Source organism: Methylobacter svalbardensis (assembly GCF_037671525.1).
Classification (GTDB): Bacteria; Pseudomonadota; Gammaproteobacteria; order Methylococcales; family Methylomonadaceae; genus Methylobacter_A; species Methylobacter_A svalbardensis.
This window is the reverse complement of sequence record NZ_JAWPOH010000107.1, coordinates 1-6,850: the sequence shown is the minus strand read 5'-3', so window position 1 is coordinate 6,850 and position 6,850 is coordinate 1. Positions and strand designations below refer to the sequence as shown.

General features: G+C 47.9%; 11 protein-coding genes and 1 pseudogene. 1 reads left to right on the top strand and 11 read right to left on the bottom strand.

Going from position 1 to position 6,850, the window contains the following annotated elements:
- Nucleotides 1–182: transposase (locus RW114_RS19440; RefSeq protein WP_340124398.1), on the bottom strand; the 182-nt coding region annotated here is incomplete at its 3' end.
- Nucleotides 183–249: 67 nt separating this feature from the next.
- Between RW114_RS19440 and RW114_RS19435 the strand changes: the two are divergent.
- Nucleotides 250–693: pseudogene (locus RW114_RS19435) on the top strand (integrase core domain-containing protein); the annotation flags it as partial.
- 22 nt (nt 694–715) lie between these two features.
- Here the strand turns inward: RW114_RS19435 and tnpA are convergent.
- From tnpA to RW114_RS19390, 10 genes are all read right to left on the bottom strand, one after another.
- Nucleotides 716–805, bottom strand: coding sequence for an IS66 family insertion sequence element accessory protein TnpA (tnpA, locus tag RW114_RS21100; RefSeq protein WP_422614851.1), 90 nt, complete (start codon nt 803–805; stop codon nt 716–718).
- Between the two features lie 233 nt (nt 806–1,038).
- Nucleotides 1,039–1,656, bottom strand: coding sequence for a TIGR04282 family arsenosugar biosynthesis glycosyltransferase (locus tag RW114_RS19430; protein WP_340124397.1), 618 nt, complete (start codon nt 1,654–1,656; stop codon nt 1,039–1,041).
- 100 nt (nt 1,657–1,756) lie between these two features.
- A complete protein-coding gene (locus RW114_RS19425; protein WP_340124396.1) occupies nt 1,757–2,440 on the bottom strand; it encodes a TIGR04283 family arsenosugar biosynthesis glycosyltransferase in 684 nt (227 codons plus the stop codon).
- An 11-nt stretch (nt 2,441–2,451) separates the two neighbouring features.
- Nucleotides 2,452–2,811: a transposase gene (locus RW114_RS19420; protein WP_422614850.1), complete on the bottom strand. Its 360-nt coding sequence runs from the start codon at nt 2,809–2,811 to the stop codon at nt 2,452–2,454.
- Between the two features lie 54 nt (nt 2,812–2,865).
- Nucleotides 2,866–3,195, bottom strand: coding sequence for a DUF3047 domain-containing protein (locus tag RW114_RS19415; RefSeq protein ID WP_340124395.1), 330 nt, complete (start codon nt 3,193–3,195; stop codon nt 2,866–2,868).
- 170 nt (nt 3,196–3,365) lie between these two features.
- Nucleotides 3,366–3,962 carry an HvfX family Cu-binding RiPP maturation protein gene (locus RW114_RS19410; protein ID WP_340124394.1) on the bottom strand — a complete coding sequence of 199 codons (597 nt, stop codon included), beginning with the start codon at nt 3,960–3,962 and terminating at the stop codon, nt 3,366–3,368.
- Between the two features lie 22 nt (nt 3,963–3,984).
- Nucleotides 3,985–4,734 carry an HvfC family RiPP maturation protein gene (locus tag RW114_RS19405; protein ID WP_340124393.1) on the bottom strand — a complete coding sequence of 250 codons (750 nt, stop codon included), beginning with the start codon at nt 4,732–4,734 and terminating at the stop codon, nt 3,985–3,987.
- Complete coding sequence (locus RW114_RS19400; protein WP_340124392.1) at nt 4,731–5,702, bottom strand: HvfB family MNIO-type RiPP peptide maturase; 972 nt, start codon at nt 5,700–5,702, stop codon at nt 4,731–4,733. Before RW114_RS19400 ends, RW114_RS19405 begins: the two co-directional genes overlap by 4 nt.
- A gap of 54 nt (nt 5,703–5,756) precedes the next feature.
- A complete protein-coding gene (locus RW114_RS19395) occupies nt 5,757–6,146 on the bottom strand; it encodes a carboxymuconolactone decarboxylase family protein (RefSeq protein ID WP_340124391.1) in 390 nt (129 codons plus the stop codon).
- Nucleotides 6,147–6,217: 71 nt separating this feature from the next.
- A complete protein-coding gene (locus RW114_RS19390) occupies nt 6,218–6,547 on the bottom strand; it encodes an HvfA family oxazolone/thioamide-modified RiPP metallophore (RefSeq protein ID WP_340124390.1) in 330 nt (109 codons plus the stop codon).
- Between the last annotated feature and the right edge of the window lie 303 nt (nt 6,548–6,850).

Genomic DNA, 6,850 nt, shown 5'->3' with positions numbered 1-6,850 from the left:
CGTTTGCCTTCAAACAAGCTGCTGGCATTATCCTGCAAGTCCTTTTTCCATTGACTGACCTGGGTAGGATGCACGCTGTTTTCTTGAGCGATTTCATTGATTGTCTTTGTACCTTTAACCGCTTCCAGTGCAATCTTGGCTTTTTGCGCCCCTGTAAAAATCTTCCGTTTGCTTTCGCTCATTTCTTACTTCTCATTTTTCGACAGAGCATAGCTTAAACTATTGTCCGGAATTCGGGGTCCACTATAGGGGTCGTCTATGCTTGCGACCTTGCAGCAGCTTGGTGTCATGCCTTCCTTTAGTCGGCCGTCGGTTAGTAACGATAATCCGTATTCAGAATCGTTGTTTAAGACCTTGAAATATCGCCCTAACTATCCGTTAAAGCCATTCGCCGATGTCACAGAAGCGCGTCAATGGGTCACGGGGCTGGTGGAATGGTACAACAACGAACATCGCCACAGCGCTATCCGCTTTGTAACCCCAGCGCAACGTCATGAAGGCTTGGATGAAAAGCTTCTGGATAACCGTAAAACCGTCTACGGGGCCGCGCGTGCTAAACATCCGCAACGCTGGAGCGGAAGCACACGGAATTGGCAAAGAGTCCAAGCAGTCCACCTTAATCCGGAAAAGACCGAAGCAAAAAAAGATGAGGCCAAGGAGGTGAGGATTATTCAAAACAAAAAAGCAGCGTAAGTTTTAACCGTCGAGGCGACAACTACATTGACAATTTCCGGTAAGCCGCTTGCGACAAGCCACTGCTTTGCCAAGCGTGAATATGGGTAAGCCACTGGGCTGATAAGGCCATGCTGCATCCTCTTCAAAAAATACAGAGGATGCCAGTTTTTATTGTACTTGATTAGATGGCGCGGCTGGGCGCTTACAAATGATCAATTATTAGATGATCAAAAATTCCATCGTTATCTCCTCTGAGTTACAAAACTAACTGTAATGAGCGGTGCTATCGCTTCTGGGGAATACTAGATTCCTGCCTCGCAGCGGATGTGCTTTCTTTTGTGGGTTACTTAAAATACTTAGTTTTTAGCTGCATAAATATCTAGCCCAATCCTCCGCCGTATCAACATCCCATTGCCTAGCAAGCTCATAGAGTGAGATTGAAGCATATTTGGCTCTGGATCTGGTTTCCGCCATAACATTTTCGCTGCCCCAGGTTATGCCTTCAAATAAAACGGGTTGTGGGCTATTAAGGCCGATTAACACATAGCCACCATCTTCAGCTGGAGCGATGACGGCATCTTGGCCGTTTTGAAGAGCTGTCAGGGCTTCCTGCAAGTCATCAACAGTAAGGCTTGGACAATCGCAGCCGATCAGGATCGCATGGCGATACTGTGACAGGGCGTCACTAAAGGCATTCAGCATCCTATCTCCAAGATCGGAACCACATTGCGTAGACAGTACCAACGGATAATACTTGGCGCACTGTTCGAAAAATGAATGATTGGTATCAGGAGTGCAGTAAAGTTGAACGTCACACAATGGCTGTTGAAACGCACGATCCAGCGTCAATCGAGTCAGTTGTCGGTGCGCGGCGGCGGCTTGGGTTGCGGTTAGCGTCGGTTGCAACCGAGTTTTGACTTGCCCCGCTACCGGCGCTTTACAAAAGATCAGCAGTACGCTGTTGGGGAAAAGAGTGGTCATAGCTCAACCCGCTTAAACGGGAACATATTCAAAGTCGCCATCACTAATAAAATACCAAATAAAATATCAAGAAATACGCTAAAACGGGCAACTGTTTCCATCAAGATCTACGGTAGTAGCTGGCTACCAGCTCGCGGGGATCGGCACCGAAAAAATACCTGAGTCGCAGCCACCACATCAGTAGGATGGTTTTGAGGATTCCATGTTGTTGCCAACGCCGTGCCGAAGTGACAACCTTGGCTGTCAGGCAACACGGACTACCCAGCTTTTTTAGACGCGCACTGATAGCAATATCTTCCATCAATGCGATATCAGGAAATCCGACAACGGCCTGAAAAGCCTGACGAGTCATGAACAGGGCCTGGTCGCCGGTGGCGATGCCGGTCAGCCGCGAACGCCAGTTCATCATGAAAGCGATCAGCCTAAAAACAGGCTGCGGATTGTCGAAGCTGACATCGAATCGACCCCATTGGTATCCATCAGTAACCGCCTGCAATATCAGGTTTATGGCGTTATCCGGTAAACGGGTGTCGGCACGCAAAAACAACAGCACATCGGCCTGCGCCCCCGCCGCGCCGCAATTCATCTGCCGAGCTCGACCGCGAAAGCTCTGTAATACTTGATCGACCAGCGGTTTGGCGATTTTTGCGCTGTTGTCGTCGCTACCGCCATCGACCAGTAGCAATTGGCAACGGTCTCGTAGCGGTTGCAAGGCTTGCAGTTTGATGGCAATTTGACTGGCCTCGTTGACAACAGGGATGATAATGCTGAGTTGTGGTTTCATGATCGACTGGCCTATAAAGCGCCGCCGCAACTGCTGCCCTGCCCTGTCCTGCCCTGTCCTGCCGTGCAACCATAGCAATGTGCAGCAGTAGCAATTGCTGCACCGTTCAAAGTGTCCAGGGTTAAATCTACTCCGTGATCGCCTTTAAGTGATTTGCTGCCATAGCCATTCCGACTGTTACCGGAATTATGCCCTGTCGGCGAATGCTTGGGATAGCCCAGGTGAGCCTCCATTTCGGCATTAAGCGAGGCTTCTACAGTGATTTTGAGTAGCTCTCTGGTTAAAGAAGAGAGATCGGCCTCCGACTTAATGCCTCGTGCCAAATCCTGAATCGCTGAAACTAAAACTGGGTCGTTGATGATGTTGCTCATTTTCATTCCTCCTAAGGGAATTTTACTACGCTGAAAATAAGCAGTTACACGAAATTATTTACACCCTCGTGCCATCATCATCGCATGATCACCAGCAAAGGCATTGGGCCAGACACGGCCTTTTGCAGTATTGTTTGCCCAAACATAATTAATCGCCTTGGTCTGCCAAAACGCCAGACCGCCCTTGACCACCACATAAATACGGACAGCATAATCATCACCAGCCTTACTTTGTTCATTTAGCCCTTCTAAGTGGTTGGTAATGCGCCACGACCAATTCAGAAACGGCGTTTGTTCCAAATCAATGCATTGCTCTTTAAACAAGCCGGGAGCTGCGCCGTGGCTGTCGGCTTTCAACACCATGACGTCATCCAGGGTTTGCAATTGATAACGGTTTCGCCTTTAAAACTTTTATGCTCCCAGTCGTCTAGCTGGTTGCGGCTGAATTCAGCAAACACATTCTATGATGTAAAAACGTCAATAACGCGAAAATCAGGGGTCTCATGCCAATTCTCATTTCGTTCATTTGTCCAGTATTTTAACCATAGGTCATGTCACATATACTCCGGTGTTGAGCATGTGTTTTTATTAGCGAGATGGACCGGCTGTCGTCGCGATTTAAGCCAGGCATCGACGCTTAACCGGCCGCTGCCGCTCAACACCAGAGAACACAACAGCAGCAAATACATCAGCGGCAGTTTGAAATTGCCGTAGCCCTGATCGGTAATGGCATAGCCTTTCCACAGCTCGGCGAGGCTATGCCATTCGGCGGGAGAGTGCACGGTGGCAATCGCCACCACGGTCAACAGCATTAACGCCAGACTGAAAAACCGGGTTGCCAGACCTAAAATCAGCGCCACCGGCGCAATAATTTCCAGGCCGGTAGCCAATGTCCAACTGACGTCGGCAGGCAACAGGTTCACCGGAAACGGAAACGCCAAATCGGTAAACCTATTGTCGCCGTTGAGCTTTTCCAGCCCGGCTTCGCCGAATTCATAAGCCAGTAGCAACCTCGGAAATATCGGCGCCAAATCTTTCGTATTGCTATCAAACCATCGGGACAGTTCACCAGGAAAAGCGCAGACGCGGCTACTCATCGAAGAAATAGCGCAAGCAGCGCAGTTAGAGTCGGATAAAGAATGATCATTCATAGTGGATGTGCTTTTTAAATAGTCAAAGGATATTGATGCCGATAATTGCGCCCTGGCGATGCAAGTCGGTCAGAATATTTTTACCAAACAGCATCAGGTTTGATAGTTCTGAAGACATTAAGTCTTTACCCAACTCTTGCAATACCTGCGTTGCCGTATGCCCGTTTTGTAAGTGCATTAACAGGCTGGAGGTCGCCGGATTGATGGAGATAAACTGCACCAGGTCGGCGGCATCGCGGAATCCGAGAATGTGCGTGGCGACCGTTGGAGGTTCATCAGGTTGATACGCCGGGTTGATTTGTTGCACCGGCCAAATGTAATGCAACAGCTTCATGACCGGAGCAAACACCAACACGGCATCCAATATGTGTGTATCAGTCAGTGTTTCAGACACGACAGGCTCTGCCTCTGCAATCGATAGCACCAGCTCTATCCATTCAAAATGCGCCAGTTCGGGCAGAAATGGCAGATCGTCTAAAACTTGACGTTCATTTTGCAGATAGCGCATAAACTCATCGGGAATTTGCCGGTAATAAGGCGACAGGCAACGATGTTCGGCGATAAAATCTTTCAGCAATCGTTGCCAAGCTGTTTCGCCTAAAATCGCATATGTGACGGGGAAACACGTTGTTAGACTGTCGTTGAATTTGTTGTACAGTAGATCAACATACACGCCGGCACCCTGCTGATCAAAACCTGAAGGTAAAGGCTGTAGCTCGGGGTTGCGCAAATGCGCTAAAAATTGCCGTTGCAACTCTTGAAAAGCCATCATGAGCTTTCTCCGACGACATGCATGGCCGCGACTACTCCCGGTAGTCTTGCGGCATTCCCGCCATCAGTGGAGGTCAGATCAGGAGGTACGACCCCATGGATATCGGGCCTGGAACGGTGATCGAGAGCAATGCAGGAGCTATTGTCGAAACGATGTTGCAACGCGGCAATATGCTCGACTTCCACTAACAAATCCGCCAATGGCGGGATATTAAAATCCCGTTCCAATAAAGTCGGAAACACGCCGAACGTCTGGTAAGCAAGTTCCAATAATTGCCAAACGGGGTCGCAAGCCGCTTGTCCATGCGTATCGATAATCATCCCTGACTTATCCAAATCATGACCGGCAACATGCCCGTAAACAATCCGTTCACCCTTCAAACCTTTTAAAAAAGCGGCCGCATCGTAGTTATGGTTAAGGCTGTTGACGTAAATATTGTTCACGTCCAAATGAAAAGCGCAATCGGCTTCCGTTAGTACCGCATTGATAAACGTCAATTCGTCCATTTCGGCTAACGGCGGCTTGACGTAATAAGAGGCGTTTTCCAGTGCAATCGGACGCTCGAGAATATCTTGCGTAATATAAATCCTTTCTGCAACATGACGCACCGATTCCTCAGTAAACGGAATAGGATAAAGGTCATAGTGATGCCCCTCATCGCTGCAATAACTTAAGTGTTCGGTGTACAGCGCGAAGTTGTGTTCATCGAGAAAATCCTTCAAACGCAGTAAAAAAGGTATATCCAACGGCGCAGGGCCACCCAGCGATAGAGAAAGCCCATGCGCCACAAAAGTATGCCGCTCCGTGTAAGAATGAAATATTTTGCCCAACCTGCCGCCAATATCTATCCAGTTTTCCGGCGACACTTCAAAAAAACTAACCACATCGGGAACACCCGATTCCAGTGAGGGTAAAAGCTCTCGGCGTAACCCAAGTCCTGCCCCGTTAACAGCAAAAGTTTTCATCATGTTTTTAGCCAATTATCGATTCTGTAAGTCCGCCAAACTGGTGAGCGGGGTTATTTAGGGAAAAATATCGGATTCGACCCGCAAACCGTCCAGCAGCTTGTTAAAGCCGCTGAATAAATCGACCACGGCCATAAGCTCAGTTATTTCAGTGTCTCCCAATCCCATTTTCTTAAGCACGGCGGTATGTGCGTTAATGCAATACTCGCAACCGTTAGTGGCCGAAACTGCGACGGCAATAATTTCCTTGGTTTTTCGATCCAGTTTCCCAGGGCCCATGATCACTTTATAGCGATTCCAACTGGCCTCCAAATAAGCTGGGTTATTGGCCATAGCCCTGAACATGCCGGGGACGAAATCCATGCCAAATGTTTTTTTAATGTCGTTATAGATGGCTACGACCGATTCGTCGGCTTCAGATTCATCTATTAATTTGATGTTCGCCATGTGTATTCCTCGTAATCGTCAGATTTGAAAGACAAAGCCGCCTATAACCATTACAGGCGGCCTCAAAGCCGTTACATTTTTCCGCTACAACCGCCTTCTTTCATCTTGCCGCTGCATCCGCCTTCTTTCATTTTTTCTTCCGGCATAGCGGCACCACTACAGCCCCCTTCTTTCATTTTCATTTTGTTGGCACCGCATTTGCCTTCGCCGCATTTACCTTCCTTCATTTTGCCGCTGCAACCGCCTTCAGGCATTTTTTCGTCAGCTGCCGCCAGTTGTTGCGAGGTGTTAATGTTGGACATTGCAAAAGGATTTTCACCGGCCTGAATGGTGGGTGCGGCACTTAATAAGGCCGTAGCAATCGCGCTGCCCAAAGTCAAAGATAAGGTTTTTTTGTTCATACTAGATACTCCAAAAGTGATTAATGAATGTCAGGACAGTTATAACGACACACGCCGTAAAGCTTTCCTAGCCTATCAGTCGTGGATGATCCGCATTCCTTACAATTTTTTTGCGCAATAGCACGAAAGAGCCAAACTGACAGGTCATTTAATCGCTTTGTAAGGAAATTGTTTTTACTGAAGTTTCCCAGTTTTTCAGGAGCAAGAATTTTAGAAAGTGGAAAAAATTTCGAAAATTTTTAGCAACTCTTAATACACGTCAATGCATCCCCAAATAATTCATTTACCCATTAAAAAACAATA